14 protein-coding genes, 5 tRNA genes and 1 pseudogene are annotated in these 14,522 nt (G+C 58.0%); 1 reads left to right on the forward strand and 19 read right to left on the reverse strand.

Annotated elements, in window-relative coordinates:
• Positions 1–11: 11 nt before the first annotated feature.
• The 19 genes from J9889_RS03070 to ruvA all read right to left on the reverse strand — a co-directional run bounded on the left by J9889_RS03070 (position 12) and on the right by ruvA (position 12,304).
• A tRNA-Lys gene (locus J9889_RS03070) sits at positions 12–87 on the reverse strand.
• Between the two features lie 22 nt (positions 88–109).
• Positions 110–185 (reverse strand) — tRNA-Val (locus J9889_RS03075).
• Between the two features lie 19 nt (positions 186–204).
• Positions 205–280: transfer RNA gene (locus J9889_RS03080), tRNA-Lys, on the reverse strand.
• A 48-nt stretch (positions 281–328) separates the two neighbouring features.
• Positions 329–404 (reverse strand) — tRNA-Val (locus J9889_RS03085).
• Between the two features lie 32 nt (positions 405–436).
• A tRNA-Lys gene (locus tag J9889_RS03090) sits at positions 437–512 on the reverse strand.
• A 174-nt stretch (positions 513–686) separates the two neighbouring features.
• Positions 687–1,496, reverse strand: a complete 810-nt coding sequence (gene ybgF / locus J9889_RS03095) for a tol-pal system protein YbgF (RefSeq protein WP_041211017.1) — start codon at positions 1,494–1,496, stop codon at positions 687–689.
• Positions 1,497–1,653: 157 nt separating this feature from the next.
• A complete protein-coding gene (gene pal / locus J9889_RS03100; RefSeq protein WP_010672877.1) occupies positions 1,654–2,178 on the reverse strand; it encodes a peptidoglycan-associated lipoprotein Pal in 525 nt (174 codons plus the stop codon).
• A 48-nt stretch (positions 2,179–2,226) separates the two neighbouring features.
• A complete protein-coding gene (gene tolB, locus J9889_RS03105) occupies positions 2,227–3,552 on the reverse strand; it encodes a Tol-Pal system beta propeller repeat protein TolB (protein ID WP_010672876.1) in 1,326 nt (441 codons plus the stop codon).
• A 92-nt stretch (positions 3,553–3,644) separates the two neighbouring features.
• Complete coding sequence (gene tolA / locus J9889_RS03110; protein WP_042014603.1) at positions 3,645–4,775, reverse strand: cell envelope integrity protein TolA; 1,131 nt, start codon at positions 4,773–4,775, stop codon at positions 3,645–3,647.
• Positions 4,776–4,780: 5 nt separating this feature from the next.
• A complete protein-coding gene (gene tolR, locus J9889_RS03115) occupies positions 4,781–5,227 on the reverse strand; it encodes a protein TolR (protein ID WP_010672874.1) in 447 nt (148 codons plus the stop codon).
• The gene (tolQ, locus tag J9889_RS03120) at positions 5,227–5,913 is read right to left on the reverse strand and encodes a protein TolQ (protein ID WP_010672873.1); all 687 of its coding nucleotides are present in this window, start codon (positions 5,911–5,913) and stop codon (positions 5,227–5,229) included. Before tolQ ends, tolR begins: the two co-directional genes overlap by 1 nt.
• Positions 5,903–6,310 carry a tol-pal system-associated acyl-CoA thioesterase gene (ybgC, locus tag J9889_RS03125; RefSeq protein ID WP_010672872.1) on the reverse strand — a complete coding sequence of 136 codons (408 nt, stop codon included), beginning with the start codon at positions 6,308–6,310 and terminating at the stop codon, positions 5,903–5,905. The genes tolQ and ybgC overlap by 11 nt, the downstream gene beginning before the upstream one ends.
• Positions 6,311–6,596: 286 nt before the next feature.
• A complete protein-coding gene (locus J9889_RS03130) occupies positions 6,597–6,908 on the reverse strand; it encodes a cyd operon YbgE family protein (protein ID WP_039039483.1) in 312 nt (103 codons plus the stop codon).
• Complete coding sequence (gene cydX, locus J9889_RS03135) at positions 6,895–7,011, reverse strand: cytochrome bd-I oxidase subunit CydX (protein WP_005331536.1); 117 nt, start codon at positions 7,009–7,011, stop codon at positions 6,895–6,897. Before cydX ends, J9889_RS03130 begins: the two co-directional genes overlap by 14 nt.
• Positions 7,012–7,025: 14 nt before the next feature.
• Entirely contained in the window at positions 7,026–8,162 is a 1,137-nt protein-coding gene (gene cydB, locus J9889_RS03140; RefSeq protein WP_010672870.1) for a cytochrome d ubiquinol oxidase subunit II, read from the reverse strand.
• 12 nt (positions 8,163–8,174) lie between these two features.
• A complete protein-coding gene (locus tag J9889_RS03145; RefSeq protein ID WP_210555963.1) occupies positions 8,175–9,731 on the reverse strand; it encodes a cytochrome ubiquinol oxidase subunit I in 1,557 nt (518 codons plus the stop codon).
• 686 nt (positions 9,732–10,417) lie between these two features.
• Complete coding sequence (locus J9889_RS03150; RefSeq protein ID WP_029313687.1) at positions 10,418–10,660, reverse strand: hypothetical protein; 243 nt, start codon at positions 10,658–10,660, stop codon at positions 10,418–10,420.
• Between the two features lie 10 nt (positions 10,661–10,670).
• Entirely contained in the window at positions 10,671–11,681 is a 1,011-nt protein-coding gene (gene ruvB / locus J9889_RS03155; protein WP_041214526.1) for a Holliday junction branch migration DNA helicase RuvB, read from the reverse strand.
• Positions 11,682–11,689: 8 nt separating this feature from the next.
• Entirely contained in the window at positions 11,690–12,304 is a 615-nt protein-coding gene (gene ruvA / locus J9889_RS03160) for a Holliday junction branch migration protein RuvA (protein WP_210555964.1), read from the reverse strand.
• Between the two features lie 232 nt (positions 12,305–12,536).
• Here ruvA and J9889_RS03165 point away from each other — a divergent pair.
• Positions 12,537–14,378: pseudogene (locus J9889_RS03165) on the forward strand (methyl-accepting chemotaxis protein); the annotation flags it as partial.
• Positions 14,379–14,522 lie beyond the last annotated feature (144 nt).

A 14,522-nucleotide genomic window follows, 5' to 3' on the forward strand; every position in this document is an offset into this window, starting at 1 on the left:
GACTGAAATGATGGTGGGTCGTGCTGGATTCGAACCAGCGACCAATTGATTAAAAGTCAACTGCTCTACCGACTGAGCTAACGACCCATCGAAATCATTTTTTAAAGCATGGTGGTCGTTACTGGGCTCGAACCAGTGACCCCCTCCTTGTAAGGGAGGTGCTCTCCCAGCTGAGCTAAACGACCTGGGATTCAATGTTCAGAGTGGTGGGTCGTGTAGGGTTCGAACCTACGACCAATTGATTAAGAGTCAACTGCTCTACCGACTGAGCTAACGACCCACATCCTGAACTTTTCACCAACCGCATGTGGCGGCCAGCGTTACAACATGGTGGTCGTTACTGGGCTCGAACCAGTGACCCCCTCCTTGTAAGGGAGGTGCTCTCCCAGCTGAGCTAAACGACCTGGGAATATTGTCTTCACCTGCTGTGAAGAAATGGTGGGTCGTGCTGGATTCGAACCAGCGACCAATTGATTAAAAGTCAACTGCTCTACCGACTGAGCTAACGACCCTCACCACGACCAGTGCCGACTGCATTACTGCTCCGGCTCTGACGGCGGCCTATATTACGGATTTATCATCCTGGCGCAATAGAAAAATCTTAAATTAAATCTGATTGTTCACTGCGCATACAAAGCACGGCGGTATTTACAAGAGTGTTACGAAAACAGTGACATGCAGCAATGTCACAGCTTGGCCAGACTCTGTTTGGCCAGCTGGGCCGGCGAGGTGTTGGGGTAACCCTTGATCACCTGCTCATAGAAGGCCTTGGCCTCTGCTTTCTTGCCGTCAAGCTGGGCGAGCATGCCGAGTTTCAGCAGGGCATCGGCCCGCTTGGGTGACTTGCTGTATTTGTTCGCCACCGTGGAGAACTGGCTCGCGGCCCCCGCCCTGTCGCCCTTGTTGAACATCAGCTGGCCGAGCCAGTAGTGGGCATTGGGAACATAGCTGGAGTTCGGGAACTGCTTGATGAACCCTTCGAAGGCAGGAATGGCCTTGTCGTAGTTCTTCTCCTTGAGCACCATGTTCACGGCCGCGTCGTAGGCCTGGTTCTCATCCTGGTTGGTAGAGTAGTTGGCAGCCGCGGCAGGAGGCGTTGCAGCACCTGCAGCAGGTGTTGCGGGCGCGGCGGCAGGCTGGCTGTTGGCCACCTTGTCAAGCTCTTGGTAGAGTTGGCGCTGGCGCTCCTGGGACTGCTCCATCTGGTAGGTCTGCTGCTCCAGCTGACCACGCAGCTCGGAGACCTCCCCTTGCAGGGAGTCGACCTGTTGCTGCAGTTCGGCCTGCAGACGCAGACGGGCGTTGAGGGTACGCTCCAGCAGGGCAACCCGGTCCTCCAGGCTGCCGGTTGGTACGATGGCACCATTGTTGCCGCTCAGCACCACGCCGCTGCTGCCAGAATCCCCGCTCAGATCGCTCACGGGTGCCGCCGCTTGCGCATTCAAAGCAACCAACACGGCCAGCGCAACACCAGCTTGCTTGTACACAGATTTCATTCGGATCAAACCTTAGCGTTTAGTGCAAATAAAACGGCCAGCGCATAGTCGCTCGCTGATACAGATTTCATTCGGATCAAACCTTGACGTTTAGTGCAAATAAAACGGCCATCGAAATGGCCGCTTGCATATAAACGAACTTCGTTCGACTCAAACCTTAGTAAACCAGGACCGCACGGCGGTTCTTGGCAAAGGCTTCCTCGGTGTGGGACAGATCCAGCGGCTTCTCTTCGCCATAGCTGACGATGGAGAGCTGCTCGGCCTGCACACCCAGGGTTTGCAGATACTTGGCAACAGCCTTGGCACGACGCTCACCCAGCGCGATGTTGTATTCCGGCGTACCGCGCTCGTCGGCGTGGCCTTCGATCAGTACCTTGACGCTCGGACGTTCACGCAGGTAGCTGGCGTGGGCATCCAGCAGGTCGGCGTACTGACCCTGAATGTCGTAACCATCGTACGGGAAGTAGATCACGTTGTCGCGTTGCAGCGCTTCGAACTTCTGACGCATCTGCTCTTCCGGGGACAACATGCCGTTGGCGCCGCCGGTTTGTACACCGCCCATGCCGTCAGTCATGCCGGACTCGGCGCCAGCGGCGTCGGAGTCGGAAGAGGAGCTACAGGCAGCCAGGGTGAACAGTGGCAGTGCGATGGCCAGACCCTTGAGCAGTTTATTGAGTTGCATGCTATTTCCTTAAACCTTTATAACAAAACAAAAAACAATAGATTTTTATCAATTCAAGAAGGGCGACCAAGCTGGTGCACGAATTTCACCGCTACTGGTCGGAAGCACTGCCTTGAAGCGACCGTCGGTCGACACCAATGCAAGACTCTTACGACCCTGATAGATGGTGGCATAAATGATCATGCTGCCATTGGGAGCCACACTTGGCGATTCATCCAGAGCACTCTGGGTCAGTACCAGCATGGCTCCATTTTCCATATCCTGGCGAGCGATGCGATATTGTCCCTGAACCCGGGTCACCATCACCATGGACTTGCCGTCCGGTGTGATGGATGCCCCCTGGTTGGAATCCCCTTCCCAGGTCATCCGGCGAGTCATGCCAGTCGCCAAATTTACGCTATAAATCTGGGGTTTGCCACCACGTTCAGAGGTGAACAGCAAAGTTTGACCGTCCGGCATCCAGGAGGGTTCGGTGTCGATGGTACGGTTATTTGTGACTCGGGTGAGTTGCTTGCTAGCAACATCAACGACATAGATGTCAGGCTGCCCATCTTTGGACAAAACAATAGCCAAACGACGACCATCTGGAGACCACTCCGGCGCACCGTTGATGCCACGGAAGCTGGTGATCAGACTGCGCTGCTGGGTGTAGATGTCCTGCACATAGATCTCGGACTTCTGGTTCTCGAAGCTCACGTAAGCCAGCTTGCTGCCATCCGGCGACCAGGCCGGGGACATCAGGGGTTCACGGGAGCGCAACAGAGTCTTCTCGTTGTAGCCGTCGTAGTCGGAGATCCGCAGCTGATACGGGAACTGGGTGCCCTGCTGCACGGAGACATAGGCCAGACGAGTCAGGAAGGCACCACGCTCACCGGTCAGACGCTCGTAGACGATGTCGGAGATGCGGTGGGCAAACTGGCGCATCTGGGCACCCGGGATGGTCGCCATGCGGCTGTCCAGGATGTAACCGTTCGCTTCACCGCCCTGGGTCTTGGCCAGCTGGCCTTTCAGGACGTCGACCAGCTCGAAGTTGATCTTGTAAGTGCCATCACCCACGGCGGCGATGGAGCCGACCACCACGGCTTCGACCCCCTGGGAAGCCCAGGGTGCGAAGTTGATCTCGCCGCTGGTGCTCGGCGTCTGCGGCATCTGGCCACGGGCCAGCGGCTTGAACTTGCCGCTGCGCATCAGGTCGTTGGAGACCACTTCCGCGATATCCTGCGGCAACTGGCCATTGCCCTCCCACTTGAAGGGGGCGATGGCGATGGGGCGCGCACTGTCGATACCGCCGGTGATGACGATGTCCAAGGCCGCCTGAGCGCTCTGGCCTAGCAGAAGGCAGCCAACCAAAGCAAAAAACACTTTTCTTATCATGGCTTAAATACTCTGTTCCAAAAAAATGAGAGGTGAAATCCCTTTATCAGCAGATGCTGCCAACCACGGTCATTGACCCCGTTCTATCACGCTTAGATGCTCGGTTCTAACTTGAGGTTAAACTCCTTCAACATCTCGAATGCCGCCGGATCCTTCGGCACCGGCAACTGGTTGGCCTTCAGCACCGCCGCCTTGCCGGAGCGGCAGACCGCCGGATCACCCTGACCGTTGTCCACCGAGATGACGAAGCCGCTACTGGCCAACTTGACACCGATAGTACATGTTTTGCCCCGCATGGTGGGATCCAAAATCATGTAGCGCTCGACCGTGGCCTTGATGAGGGCGGCATACTTGTCGACCTCACCCTTGGCGGCTGCCGATGCAGCCTGACTGCGCGCATTGGCCTCGGCGGCCAGCTGCTGCTCCATCATGGCTTCCATCTCTTTTTGCAACTTGGCCTCTTCGGCCGCCTTGCGCTTGCGCTCCGCCTCAATCTTGGCCTTTCTGTCAGCCTCGGCCTTCGCCTTCTTCTCTGCGTCAGCTTTTGCCTTCTTGTCAGCCTCTTCCTTCGCCTTCTTCTCGGCCTCGGCCTTGGCTTTCTTCTCGGCTTCCGCCTTCGCCTTTTTCTCGGCTTCGGCCTTGGCCTTCTTCTCGGCTTCCGCTTTCTTGGCCTTGGCCTCTTCCGCCTTGGCCTTCTCTTCAGCCTGCTTCTTCTCCAGCTCTTCTTTTTTCTTCTTGAGCGCCAGCGCCTTGGCCTCTTCCGCCGCCTTGCGTTCGGCTTCGGCCTTCTTGGTCTTCTGCTCTTCCAGCTTGCGGGCTTCCTCGGCTTTCTGGGCCTTCTCTTCCGCCTGCTTCTGTTCAGCCTCTTTTTTCTGCTTGTCAGCTTCGGCCTTGCGGGTCGCCTCTTCGGCCTGCTTGCGCTTGGTCTCGGCGATACGCAGACGCTCCTGCTCCTGTGCCAGCTCGCGTTTGACGCGCTCAGCGTCTTCCTTGTCCTTCTGCTGCTGTGCAGCCTTGGGCTGGGCCTGCTTCTGCTGCTGGACCTGCTGCATCTGCTGCTCCAGCATTTCGCTGTCCATCATGACCGCATTGACGATCTGTCCCTTGGACTCGGGGCGCTTGGGTTTGCTGAAGTCGACACCGACCAGCAGGATGATGCCGATGATCAGATGCAGCAGCAGCGACGCGACGAGATAACCGGAAATACCACGCTTCACATCCATCTCCGTCAGTTCACCGGATCCGTCATCAGACCAACCTGAGGCACACCGGCTTTCTTGAGGGCCACCATCAGCAGGATCACCTCCTCGTACCGCACGGACTTGTCGCCGGCGACCACCACGGGCGCGTTCTGGTTGATGGCCAGATAGCCCATGGCCTTCTCGGTGATGTACTGCTGCATCGCCTCGGGGGTGCCGCTCGGTACGGGTTCGTCATCCGCCTCGCCGGCCTTGATGACGTACTCACCCTCGGTATTGACGCTGACGATGAAAGGCGGCTTGGAGTCTTCCGGCAACTGCTCGGACTCCGCCTGAGGCAGGTCGACCTTGACCCCCTGCGTGATCACGGGCGTGACCGCCATGAAGATGATGAGCAGCACCAGCATGACGTCGATATAGGGCACCACGTTGATCTCGGCGACCTTCTTGCGTTTGAGCCGCTGATAGGTTTGCATTACTTCTCACCCTGCTGTGCGATTTGGCGGTTCAGAATGGTGGTGAACTCGTCCATGAAGTTGGCGTAGGCGTTTTCCAGCCGTTCGACCTTGTTGGTGAAGCGGTTGTAGAAGATAACGGCCGGGATGGCGGCAAACAGACCCATGGCGGTGGCGATCAGCGCTTCCGCGATACCCGGTGCCACCATCTGCAGGGTCGCCTGCTGAACCTGACCCAGAGCGATAAAGGCGTTCATGATCCCCCAGACGGTACCGAACAGACCGATATAGGGGCTGATGGAACCGATGGTCGCCAAGACCGGTAGGTTGGACTCGAGATCGTCCACTGCACGGGACAGGGAGACGCGCATGGCACGATAGGTACCGTCCATCACCGCATCCTGACCGCGGGCACCGGCCTTGAGCAGGCGGGCATACTCCTTGAAGCCGGAGTAGAAGATGTCTTCCATGCCTTCGATGTCGTCACGACGGGAGGAGGACTCCTGGTAGAGACGATTGAGGTCGACCCCGGACCAGAATCTGTCTTCAAACTGCTCCGAGGCCAGGTTGGCCGCCTTGATGGCCTTGGAGCGCTGTATGATCAGCGCCCAGGAGACGACCGACATGCCCATCAGGGTCATCATGACCAGTTTCACCAACAGACTGGCTTGCCAGAACAGGCCAATAAACGAAATTTCAGCGTGCACTTAACAGCACTCCCTTGATTTTTTCAGGTATTGCAACAGGTTTCATTTGCGGATGACTGACACAGGCGATCTGTACCATGGCCTGAGTGATCAGCCGTCCATCAGCCGCCAGGATCTGCTGTGAAAAACGCATGGAAGCGCGTTTCACTTCAGTTACTTGCGTCATTACGGTCAGCAGTTCATTGAAGCGGGCCGCCGCGCGGAAGTCGATTTCGGTGCGACTCACCACAAACGCGATCCCTGCCTGCAGCAGGACATCCTGTTCGATGCCGCCTGCGCGCAGGAATTCGGTGCGGGCCCGTTCCATAAACTTGAGATAATTGGCGTTGTAGACGATGCCTCCGGCATCCGTGTCTTCGTAGTAGACACGCACCGGAAACTCAGAGACTTCCCCCATAAAAATCTGTGATCCATTCGACAGTCAGATGGGGGGCTATCATAGCGCAGGGCTGAATAGGAAAGAAGCAGGGGGAGACAGGGAAATCCCCTCTCTCCCTGTTTTTTATGGCGTGCAGCAGCGCCGACAGGCCGAAGACCACAGGGCTGTCAGCATCACAAGAAAAGCGGACAAGAGAAGTGGCTGCGAGCGGCGTGACAAGCGAGGTTCTGTCGCTCTGACCGGGCGGCGGCACGCCCCTCAAAAAAGAAGAAGGAGGTGGGCTGATGCCGACCTCCTTCATCATTTATGGCAGGTAGTAGCTGCTGGTCAGCCAGAGCCCGCAGAGCAGGCTGGGCAGGGCGAGCCAGGGGAAGAACAGCACGCGACCCACCAGGCTGCGCGGGTGAAACCCCAGTCCATGCATGACACCGCAACAGACCGCCCACATCAGCCAGGGAGCAAGCCAGAGGCCGTGCTCACTGGTGTTGGCCGCGACCAGGTTGGGCGCCTGCAAGATGGCGACAGCCAGCAGGGCCGCCGCCAGCAGCATCAGACCTTGCCATGGCTGGCGCTCCAGAGGAGCGGCCAGCCGGGCGAGCCTGTCACTTGTCTTCATCAATCTGACGATCCAGGTTCTCGGTGTGCTCCAGCCAGAGCGCATTGATAATCCCAAACGCACAGGCCAGCAGCAGCCCCAGGATCCAGGTGAAATACCACATATCAGGGCACCTTCTTAGTAGAGCGATTGTTGGTTGTCTTCGATGTGCTTGTTACTCACCCGGCCGAACATCTTGATGTAGGTCCAGATGGTGTAAGCCAGCACGGTCGGCACGAAGACGACTGCGACTACCGTCATCACCTTGAGGGTGTTGAAGGAGGCGGTGGAATCCCACATGGTCAGGCTCTGGGACGGCTCGAGGCTCGAGGGCATCACGAACGGGAACATGGAGAAGCCCGCGGTCAGGATGATGCCGGCGATGGCCAGGGAAGAGAACAGGAACGCCACCCACCCCTTGTCCAGCTTGGCCGCCACGGCGGTCAGCAGACACATCACCAGACCCAGCACGGGCGCGGCAATCATCCAGGGATAGAGGTTGTAGTTCTGCATCCAGGCACCGGCCTGCACCACCACTTCCTTGTGAAGGGGGTTGGTGACGGCGTCGGTGGCGACGGAGCCCACAATCACATAACCATCCATGCCGCTCACCCAGACACCGGCCAGGGCGAACAGCACCAGGGTCAGCAGGGAGAAGATCATGGCGGCGGTGCGAGAGCGCGCCAGCACTTCACCTTCGGTCTTCATCATCAGCCAGGTTGCACCCTGGGTGATGATCATGAAGAGGCTCACCAGACCGGCCAGCAGACCGAACGGATTGAGCAGACCGAAGAAGTTGCCGTGATAGGTCATCATCAGGAACTGGTTGAAGCTGAACGGTACACCCTGCAGCAGGTTGCCGAACGCCACCCCGAAGATGACAGGGGGAATGGCGCTACCGGCAAACAGAGCCCAGTCCCAGTTGGAGCGCCACTTGGCATCTTCCTGCAGGGAGCGGTACTTGAAGCCGACCGGACGGAAGAACAGCGCCATCAGGGTCAGGATCATGGCAATGTAGAAGCCGGAGAAGGCCGCCGCATAGACCATGGGCCAGGCGGCAAACAGGGCACCACCGGCGGTCACCAGCCAGACCTGGTTGCCTTCCCAATGCGGCCCCATGGTGTTGAGCATCACGCGACGCTCCACATCCTTCTTGCCGACGAAGGGGAGCAGGGCGCCCACCCCCATATCGAAACCGTCGGTGATGGCAAACCCGATCAGCAGCACGCCGACCAGCACCCACCAGACCAGACGCAACAGTTCGTAATCAAACATGGGTCACTCTCCTTATGCCTTGCTCTGTTCGAAGTGGTACTTGCCCGTCTTCAGGCTGCTTGGGCCCAGGCGCGCATACTTGAACATCAGGTACATCTCGATGATCAGCAGTACGGTGTAGAACAGGAAGATCCCGATCAGAGAGAACCAGATCTCGGACGCAGGAATGTTGGATGCAGAGACATAAGTCGGCAGCATCTCGGCGATGGTCCAGGGTTGACGACCATATTCAGCGACAAACCAGCCCGCCTCGATGGCGATCCAGGGCAGCGGAATGCCGTACAGCAGCGCCTTGAGCAGCCACTTGCGCCCGCCGATCTTGTGGCGGGTGCTGTCATAGAAGGCCAGACCGATCAGCACCAGCATCAGGATGCCGCAGGCGACCATGATGCGGAAGGCGAAGAACAGCGGCAGTACCTGCGGGATGGAGTCATCCACGGCAGCCTTGATCTGCTCGTCGGTGGCGTCGGTCACGTTGGGGGTGTAACGCTTGAGCAGCAGACCGTAGCCCAGATCCTGCTTCACTTCGTCGAAGCGGGCGCGGGTATCGTCGGACTTGTCACCGGATTGCAGCTTGGTCAGCAGGTCGTAGGCGGTCATGCCGTTGCGCACCCGCAGCTCATGCTCGCTCTTGAGATCCTTGAGACCAGTCACCTGACCGTCCAGGGAACGGGTGGCGATGATGCCGAGGGCATAGGGGATCTTGATGGCGTAGTCGGTGCGCATCTCCTCCTGGTTCGGGATCCCGAACAGGGTGAAGGATGCCGGAGCCGGCTCCGTGTTCCACTCGGCCTCGATGGCCGCCAGTTTCACCTTCTGTACTTCCCCGGTCTCGTAGCCGGACTCGTCACCCAGCACCAGCACGGAGAGGATGGAGGCCATGCCGAACGCGGCCGCGATGGCGAAGGAGCGACGAGCGAACGCCACATCACGATTCTTCAGCAGGTAATAGGAGGAGATCCCGAGCACGAACATGGCGCCCGTGGTATAGCCTGCCGCCACGGTGTGGACGAACTTGACCTGGGCAACCGGGTTGAACACCAGGTCGGCGAAGCTCACCATCTCCATGCGCATGGATTCGAAGTTGAACTCGGCACCCACCGGGTTCTGCATCCAGCCGTTGGCGACCAGGATCCACAGTGCGGAAAGGTTGGTCCCGAGCGCCATCAGCCAGGTAGCCGCCAGGTGCTGGCGCTTGCTGAGACGATCCCAACCGAAGAAGAACATACCGACGAAGGTGGACTCCAGGAAGAAGGCCATCAAGCCTTCGATGGCCAGCGGGGCCCCGAAGATGTCGCCGACATAGTGGGAGTAGTAAGCCCAGTTGGTACCGAACTGAAACTCCATGGTGAGCCCGGTGGTAACCCCGAGGGCAAAGTTGATACCGAACAACTTGCCCCAGAACTTGGTCATGTCCCGGTACACTGTGTTGTTGGTCATCACATAGACAGACTCCATGATCGCCAGGATGAAGGCCATCCCCAGCGTCAAGGGTACAAACAGGAAGTGATAAAGGGCCGTCGCAGCAAATTGGAACCGCGATAGGTCTACCACATGCTCAGCAATCATGATGTTTCCTCACCGATTATTGGCACGGCTATTTTAAGTTTTAAGGACAAAGCTTCCATTGGAAGTCCCCGAACGGTCGGTCACCCCTCGCGGACTGACCGGATTCGACTGCCACCACATTAACAACAAGGCAATATACAGGAACAAAAAAAGCTAATGTTTAACATCTAATAAACAATAACCAGGGTTCTATTCCCGCCTATAATGATCGCTGTTTTATATCACCTTTATTTGATTGAAATCAATGTAAAACCACCCTCAATACATGTTTTTTCAAGGTAACTTATGGGGCTTTTCCCATTAATTATGGGAGCTTCATCACAAAAAACGACAAGTCGTAAATAATTGATTTAAATCAATTTTATGACTCACCAAAATAGTTTCAATTCTGTTAAACAAATACACAACCCCGGGAATAAAGCCTTCGCGTCTCGATTATTTCAATAAATGGCCAGGCTCATCCAAAAATCAATTTAAACCCAGTAAAAACACATGTTTATGCGGATTGACACCCCCACCAAAGTCATTAGTTTATCTAATCAAAAGCCCATAGATTTTCTTGTTTGCCCCACCCGGAAAGAGCTCCTACAATGCGCCTCGCAGTGAGGGCATACCTCTGAATACAGGCCGGTCATTCCGGGTTCCCGGTACGTATTCGATGAACATTTCGAACCTGTTTGTTGGGATTAATGATGAAAAAGTTTGTTGCCAAGACCATCCGTTACTACAAGCTTTCTTTCGTTCAACTCTATCAAATGAACCGACTCTGAAGCCTCGCGACGGCTCCTCTGTTTTTTCCCGACCGGTCTGCAGACGCGCTCACTGTCTGTGAACATCCATCCTGAATTGTCTTTGCCCACCGCCTGTGCCGTGGGCTTTTTTTTGCCCGCAAAACAAAAAGCCGCCTCAAGGGCGGCTTTTTGGTTCATATCGCAACGTCTACTGATCTGCCGGTCGTTCCAGGCCAAAGTGTGCGTAGGCTCTCTGAGTTGCGATCCGCCCTCTGGGTGTACGTTGCAGATAGCCTTGCTGGATCAGATAAGGTTCCAGCACGTCTTCTATGGTGTCCTTCTCCTCACCGATGGCGGCGGCCAGGTTGTCGAGCCCGACGGGCCCCCCCATAAACTTGTCGATGACGGCCAACAATAGCTTGCGATCCATGAAGTCGAAACCTTCGTTGTCCACGTCCAGCATGTCCATGGCACGGGCCGAAATGGGTCCGTCAATTCGCCCGTCAGACTTCACCTGGGCAAAATCCCGTACCCGCCTTAACAAACGGTTAGCAATCCGCGGTGTCCCCCGGGAGCGACGGGCTACCTCGAGAGCGCCGTCTTCCGTCATGTCGAGCCCGAGGCAACGGGCGCTGCGAGAGACGATGTCGGTCAGGTCCTTGACGTTGTAAAACTCGAGGCGCTGCACGATGCCAAACCGATCCCGCAGGGGGCTGGTGAGGGAGCCGGCCCGGGTGGTGGCACCGATCAGGGTGAAGGGAGGGAGATCGAGCTTGATGGAGCGGGCCGCCGGCCCCTCCCCTATCATGATGTCGAGCTGATAATCCTCCATGGCCGGGTAGAGCACCTCCTCCACCACCGGGCTGAGACGGTGGATCTCGTCGATGAAGAGCACATCGTTCGGTTCCAGGTTGGTGAGAAGCGCCGCCAGATCGCCGGCCTTCTCCAGCACGGGGCCCGAGGTGGTCTTGATGTTGACCCCCATCTCGTTGGCGACGATGTTGGCCAGCGTGGTCTTGCCAAGGCCGGGAGGCCCGAAGATCAGCAGATGATCGAGGGCCTCCCCGCGCTGGCGGGCGGCCTCGATGAAGATCTCCATCTGATCGCAGACATGATCCTGTCCGGTGTAATCGGCCAGCTTTCTGGGCCGGATGGCCCGATCGATGATCTCGTCCTCACGGGCGGCACCGGCCGAGATGAGGCGATCCGCTTCAATCATTGTCTACCTCACACCAGGCTGCGCAGGGATTCACGAATGATCTCCTCTACCGACATGCCGTCGGCGGCCACCTTGCTGACGATCTGGCTGGCCTGCTGCGGCTTGTAGCCGAGGGCCACCAGTGCACTGGCCGCCTCCTCGCTCGCATCCGGGGCACGCAGCGGGCTCTCTTTCGCGGGCAGGGTGATTTCGGCCGGGGAGAAGAGATCGTGGCTGACCCAGCCCTTGAGGCGGTCTTTCATCTCCACCACCAGGCGCTCGGCGGTCTTCTTGCCCACGCCGGGCAACTTGACCAGGGAGCTTATATCCTCGCGCTCGACGCTCATCACAAACTGGGTGGCCGTCATGCCGGAGAGAATGGCCAGTGCCAGCTTGGGGCCGACCCCGTTGGTCTTGATCAGCTCGCGAAACAGCGCCCGCTCCTGCTTGTGGTTGAAGCCGTAGAGCAGCTGGGCATCTTCACGCACCACGAAGTGGGTGTGAATGACGGCCTCCTTCCCGAGTTCGGGCAGATCATAGAAGCAGCTCATGGGCATATGAACCTCATATCCCACCCCTCCGACTTCCAGCAACACCTCGGGGGGTTGCTTCTCGATGATGACGCCTCTCAAGCGACCGATCATGTTCTTTTCCTCGCCACGCAGACTCTCGCTAATTGGGTCATAGCATAAAGAATAACTGGATAAGTATCCAGCATAGGTCCATGCAGATCATGGGATGACCCGCTCTTCATACCCGGCCATTTCCCTCGTTCAGAACACTGTCCGTCACTTTATTTTCCATCGGGGTTGGCACATCTTCGTAATTGATTGAACACTGAAATGGTCTTGTTCGGCACCATGGAAGGCTTGAATCATGAAAATCGTCACCACATCCAACCTCGGACTCACCATTCTGCTCGGCTGCACCCTGGGCATGGGGGCGATCGGCTGGTATGGCAGCCAGCGGCTGGCTGATCTGCTCTCCTACGTCCTGGGGGCCGCCTGGCAGACTGCAGATGGTGCCATGGAGGGCTCCATCGAACTCGGCAACCAGTCGCTCTATATCCAGAAGATGCTCTCGAGGATCCCCCTCGACGCACCGGAGCTGCAACGGGCAAAAGAGGCGGCCAGCGACGCTTTGCGCCGGGTGGAGCAAGGCGGGCTCATCGATGCGGCAGCCATCACCACGCTGAAGCAGCATGAGCAGACCTATCAGTAAGAGCAGGCACAGCTGCTGACCCTCTATCGCACCTTCACGAGCGCCGATGAGGCGTTGCGCGCCAGTTCTGAACGCATGTCACGCCTCTCGACCAGGCTGGAGGTGATCGGTGACGAGGCCGTCGAGAGCCTCACCCGCTCACCGGATCAGGCCATCAGCTGGAACGGCGGCCTTGCAACCCGCTGGCAGGCGGCCGATGGCGGCATGGAGGCCAACATCGGATTCCTGCGCCAGCTCTATGCGCTGGAGAAGATGCAGAGCGAAGGCCTCACTCCTGCCATCCAGGCCGAGCTGGCACAAGCCACCCGCTTCTATCAGGACGCGGTTGACGGCATGCTGGCAACCGGCCAGTTCGATGTGCCCGGCGACGGGGAGTTTGCAGGCCAAATGCTCTCCACCCAGTATCGTGCCCTGCAAGCCGACAATGCCCGCCTGATCCGTGAATGGACCACAGCCTTGAGCGCTTATCAGAACCAGCTGGCCCGTTACGAACACAGTGCCGACCAGCTCAGGCTGGCGCTGGTCGAGGTCGAGGCCCAGGGGGACGCCACCGTCGAGGATCAGGTTCACCAGCTCAACGCCATCATCGACTACACCAGGGGACTCATCCTGGGGGGCTTGCTGCTCAGCCTGCTGAGCGTCACCTGCTGCGGCTTCTGGCTGGTACGCACCATTGTTCGTCCGCTACTCCAGGTCGACAAGCGCATGCAGGACATCGCCGCCGGGGAGGGAGATCTCAATGCCCGCATCAACCTCTCACGCGACGACGAGATTGGCTCCCTGGCCGGCAGCGTGGATCGCTTCATCGAGAAGCTGCAGAAGATGATCAGCGCCACCATGGACAACAACCAGCACATCAACCAGCACGTGCACACCTCGGTCAACCGGGTCCAGGCCATCAGCCAGAGCAGCCGCCAGACCGCTGCGCATGCCCAGGCGCTGCACCACGACAGCGAGCAGATGGTGCAGGTGGCCACCACCATCTCGGACAACTGCAACCTGGCGGCACACAACGCCAACGAGGTACGCAAGCTCACCACGCAAAGCAGCCAGTATGTCTCCTCCGCCACCGCCGGCATGCAGCGGGTGGTCATGGAGGTGGGTGAATGTGCCACCGCCATCAACGCCCTCAAGGAGCAGGCAGGGCAGATTGGCCAGATCATCTCCACCATCAGCAATATCTCGGAGCAGACCAACCTGCTGGCTCTCAATGCCGCCATCGAAGCCGCCCGGGCGGGCGAGATGGGGCGCGGTTTTGCCGTGGTGGCCGACGAGGTGCGCACCCTGGCCAATCGCACCGCCACCTCCAGCGCCGAGATAACGGACGTGATCAACAGCATCCAGCAGCAGACAGAGCAGGCCTATCTGATGATGCAACGTAACCTGAAAACCGTGGAATCGGGTATGGCGGACTCCGACAACACCAAACAGATCCTGTTCAAGGTAGAAGAGGCCATCGATCAGCTCGCCGACATGGTGCAACAGGTAGCAGAGGCGTAACCGTTCACCGGGAGGATGTTGACAACAACTCTTCCGGGAGCGGGTAGTCTGTTTTCTCTATGCAGGCACTGACCACGGCCCTCAGCCATTCCTGCGGACAGCGACCTAACCGCTTGGCTGTCTCTATCAAAGACAAGATGC

Source organism: Aeromonas sp. PrichA-15 (assembly GCF_017939245.1).
Lineage (GTDB): Bacteria > Pseudomonadota > Gammaproteobacteria > Enterobacterales > Aeromonadaceae > Aeromonas > Aeromonas caviae.

Coding starts and splice junctions, on each gene's coding strand:
- ybgF (WP_041211017.1), bottom strand. CDS start 1,496: ATGAAATCTGTGTACAAGCAAGCTGGTGTTGCGCTGGCCGTGTTGGTT.
- pal (WP_010672877.1), bottom strand. CDS start 2,178: ATGCAACTCAATAAACTGCTCAAGGGTCTGGCCATCGCACTGCCACTG.
- tolB (WP_010672876.1), bottom strand. CDS start 3,552: ATGATAAGAAAAGTGTTTTTTGCTTTGGTTGGCTGCCTTCTGCTAGGC.
- tolA (WP_042014603.1), bottom strand. CDS start 4,775: ATGGATGTGAAGCGTGGTATTTCCGGTTATCTCGTCGCGTCGCTGCTG.
- tolR (WP_010672874.1), bottom strand. CDS start 5,227: ATGCAAACCTATCAGCGGCTCAAACGCAAGAAGGTCGCCGAGATCAAC.
- ybgC (WP_010672872.1), bottom strand. CDS start 6,310: ATGGGGGAAGTCTCTGAGTTTCCGGTGCGTGTCTACTACGAAGACACG.
- J9889_RS03130 (WP_039039483.1), bottom strand. CDS start 6,908: ATGAAGACAAGTGACAGGCTCGCCCGGCTGGCCGCTCCTCTGGAGCGC.
- cydX (WP_005331536.1), bottom strand. CDS start 7,011: ATGTGGTATTTCACCTGGATCCTGGGGCTGCTGCTGGCCTGTGCGTTT.
- cydB (WP_010672870.1), bottom strand. CDS start 8,162: ATGTTTGATTACGAACTGTTGCGTCTGGTCTGGTGGGTGCTGGTCGGC.
- J9889_RS03145 (WP_210555963.1), bottom strand. CDS start 9,731: ATGATTGCTGAGCATGTGGTAGACCTATCGCGGTTCCAATTTGCTGCG.
- J9889_RS03150 (WP_029313687.1), bottom strand. CDS start 10,660: ATGAACCAAAAAGCCGCCCTTGAGGCGGCTTTTTGTTTTGCGGGCAAA.
- ruvB (WP_041214526.1), bottom strand. CDS start 11,681: ATGATTGAAGCGGATCGCCTCATCTCGGCCGGTGCCGCCCGTGAGGAC.
- ruvA (WP_210555964.1), bottom strand. CDS start 12,304: ATGATCGGTCGCTTGAGAGGCGTCATCATCGAGAAGCAACCCCCCGAG.